At 42.0% G+C, this 1,558-nt stretch carries 3 protein-coding genes; all 3 read right to left on the bottom strand.

Annotation, left to right across the window (positions count from 1 at the left end; translation table 11 throughout):
- Nucleotides 1–264 precede the first annotated feature (264 nt).
- Nucleotides 265–708 (bottom strand): SRPBCC family protein, encoded by a 444-nt coding sequence (locus F6K51_RS36975; protein WP_293031079.1) that lies wholly within the window; start codon nucleotides 706–708, stop codon nucleotides 265–267.
- 196 nt (nucleotides 709–904) lie between these two features.
- Nucleotides 905–1,222: a transposase family protein gene (locus F6K51_RS38870; protein WP_365940639.1), complete on the bottom strand. Its 318-nt coding sequence runs from the start codon at nucleotides 1,220–1,222 to the stop codon at nucleotides 905–907.
- The coding region (locus F6K51_RS36970) for a transposase family protein (RefSeq protein ID WP_293031076.1) at nucleotides 1,116–1,558 on the bottom strand (443 nt) is incomplete at its 5' end. The genes F6K51_RS38870 and F6K51_RS36970, both read right to left, overlap by 107 nt.

Genomic DNA, 1,558 nt, shown 5'->3' with positions numbered 1-1,558 from the left:
TAAATGCCGCAATTAGTGAAGTTACCACTATCCCCAGCATCCCTCGTGGCAAAAAGTCTAGCATTAGTTTGGGATACCCCAATTCCCGGTCTGCCAAATCTGGATAGATTACCATTGCGGCTAGGGCTACTAGGATCCAGGGCCAGGTCCGGATTACATAGTGAAAGATGAGGTAGGAGCCTCCGACAGGCTGATTGACGAGAAATTCGTTGACGGGAAGCGTATTAAGCAGCGCTCAAAGTTTATCGGGTGGAAATTCGCCGTTTATTTAATTTTCGAGTCGCCACAGTCTATCAAACCATGTTCTGCAAATTGCTTTAAGGCAGATAGGGTTTGAGGTAATGCTTTCTTCAATTGATTGCCAAGGATAAAATAAAAAAATAACTTGAACAGTCCAGAGAAAATCATTCTATGCGTGACAAGTGTTTGCTCTTCAAGTGGCTGGAGCAAGTGTTCAAAACGGATAGCGCAAAATACCAACCTAGATTCAGTAATAAATGACTGATTATTGGTTACTTCAACTATTCGAATTTTGACGTGCCCCCCAGTTTGAGGTTGCAAATCAATCACTGTATTTGGAGTGAAATCTCCATGAATATGAGCAGAAATTGTGTCAGGATCCCACTCTGACCAATGCTCAACATGTGAATATATATTGAAAATATTTTCTGGCTGAACATTAACAACAATCGTTGACTCAAATTGCATAAAGTAACTCCAAATTTTCAGGACAAAAAAATGAAAAAAGAGACCAGAAAGATATAATTTATGTTCAGAAAAAGAATAGGCAGATTCAAGCTAACTGTAGAATAGGAAGAGTTGCTTAGGACAACTTGAATTACTAAACCTTATCGGAAATAGTGCAGAAAACTCAAGGAATCGATTCTTGCCCTTTGGTTTGGAATTAGGAAACTAACAGGTGGTTAGTAACTTTTGTTTGACGGTGGGTGAGTCGGAAATTATGAAGCCCACAAGCTGTCTCCATCACATCATATATGTATTGGTCAACCCCTATCCGAAATTTCTGCACCACAATCTGAGATCGTTTGATACCCCCAATTTGGTGTTCCACTTCCACACGAACCTTCGTTCTTTGTCGATTCTCCTGTTTTTGTTCATCGCTCAGTTCTGCTAACGGTTGCTTCTTCTTCGGTTGCTTGATGTTGACCCCCCTTGGCGCAAATCCACCGAACCCAGTATCGTGGCCATTGGGTGCTCCCAATAGGAAACCGATAGCCCTCCTCATCTGCAATCTTCAAATCGTGCTTCAAGCCATAGTAGGTGTCGCTCAAAAATAACACCTTGCCACCCCGAACGCTCAACAGGTTATTTTTGACTGTGTGGGCTAATTTCAAGCCACTATAGTAGGTTTTGCGGTCTTCCTTATCCTTCGGTCGATTGATCAGCCTTTCTGTGCCATCAATCATGAACTCTTTATTAAAGTGAGACACTTGAAAGCGATCGCTTTCAAGTGTCTCCCGCTTAATAATGGTAACCAAGCCATAGAAGCGACCGGTAATTTGCACTGGGTCTACGGCAATAGTCAACGATGTCCTTA

This window comes from Moorena sp. SIO3I8 (assembly GCF_010692325.1).
GTDB lineage: Bacteria > Cyanobacteriota > Cyanobacteriia > Cyanobacteriales > Coleofasciculaceae > Moorena.
Note: the sequence above shows the minus strand (reverse complement) of the source record. Positions and strands in the feature narration are given on the sequence as shown.